General features: G+C 70.0%; 2 protein-coding genes. Both read left to right on the forward strand.

Annotated elements, in window-relative coordinates:
- Positions 1 to 1001: glycosyltransferase (locus MJ785_RS00285; RefSeq protein ID WP_370652830.1), on the forward strand; the 1001-nt coding region annotated here is incomplete at its 5' end.
- A partial coding sequence (locus tag MJ785_RS00290) for a DapH/DapD/GlmU-related protein (RefSeq protein ID WP_239379860.1) occupies positions 953 to 1519 on the forward strand: 567 nt, incomplete at its 3' end. The genes MJ785_RS00285 and MJ785_RS00290, both read left to right, overlap by 49 nt.

Consider the following 1519-nt stretch of genomic DNA (forward strand, 5'->3'; position numbering starts at 1 on the left):
CCGTGCACCGCACCCCGGTCGCGCCTCGGCTGGGTGACGTCCTAGGATTCGGTCGGGATATTGACGAGTCATATCCGTCAGGGGGGAGTTACCCGATGTTTCGGGTTCCGGTGGGTCCGACCCATGCCGACGGCGGGCCGAGTGGTCCGCCCGTAAGCGTGGTGATACCCGCGCACAACGAGCAGGCGGTCATCGGTCGCTGCCTGACGGCGCTGCGTGCCGGGGTACCCACGGACGCCCTGGACATCGTCGTGGTGTGCAACGGGTGCACGGACGGCACGGCGGAGATCGCCCGAACCGCCGGGGTACGGGTGGTGGAGACGCCGCGTCCCGGCAAGGCCGGGGCACTCAACCTCGGTGACGCGGCGGTGGCCTCGTTCCCCCGCTTCTACGTGGACGCGGACGTGGTCGTGCGCGGCGACGTCCTGCTGGAAACCGCGGATCTGCTCCGCACGGACGCCGCGATGGCCGCGGCTCCCCGGCTGGCCGTCGACCTGACCGGAGTCAGCTGGCCGGTACGCAGCTTCTACCGGCTGTGGATGCGCCAGCCGTTCGTCGGCGACAGCCACGTCGGCTCCGGCGTGGTGGGCCTGAACGAGGCCGGACGGGGACGCTTCGAGCACTTCCCCGAGATCATCGCCGACGACCTCTTCCTCTACACCCTGTTCAGTGCCGACGAGCGACGGGCCGCCCGCCCCGGCCTGGACTTCACCATCTTCCCGGCCCGGACGGTGCGCGCCCACCTGCACCGCCTCGTCCGCGTCTACGCCGGCAACCGCCAGCTGGGCCAGACAGAGGCGAAACCGGAGACCGCCGCCAACGGCCGGAGCGGCTGGGCCCGGGTGGTCAAAGAAGATCCACGCAGAGTGGTCGACATACCCTGCTATGTCGGTATGGTGGTGCTGGCTCAGCTGCTGGCCCGCCGCAAGCTACGTCGGGGGGACCTCAGAACATGGGAACGCGACAACACCAGCCGGACCACCAGCGCGGGGGCGGCCTGAGCAGGTCGTTACGGGCGGCTCGCTCGCTGCTCGACCCGCTGGCCTACGCGCACATCCTGCGGATCGCGCACTTCTACGGCTATTCGCACGTGCGGCCGCGCCGCCTGATGACCGTGGCACCCGGGGTGCGCCTGGCACCGAACGTCTCCATCCGCAACGGCGAGCGCATCACGATCGGTGCCGGCGCCGAGATCGGCGAACGCTGCTACCTGTGGGCCGGTGACTCGACCGGCCGTATCGACATCGGTGCGCACGCGCTGTTCGCTCCCGAGGTCTTCGTGACCGCGTCCAACTACCGGACGCCACCCGGTGTGCCCGTCATGCACCAGGACAAGGACGAACGCGACATCAGGATCGGCGCGAACGTCTGGCTGGGCGCCCGGGTGGTCGTCGTCGCGGGTGTCACGATCGGTGACGGATGCATCGTCGGTGCCAACTCGGTAGTGACCACGTCACTGCCACCGGATGCCATCGCTGTCGGCGCGCCAGCCCGAGTCGTCGGCCACCGCGGCGGCTCG

The organism is Protofrankia sp. CiT1, assembly GCF_917627335.1.
Taxonomy (GTDB): Bacteria; Actinomycetota; Actinomycetes; order Frankiales; family Frankiaceae; genus Protofrankia.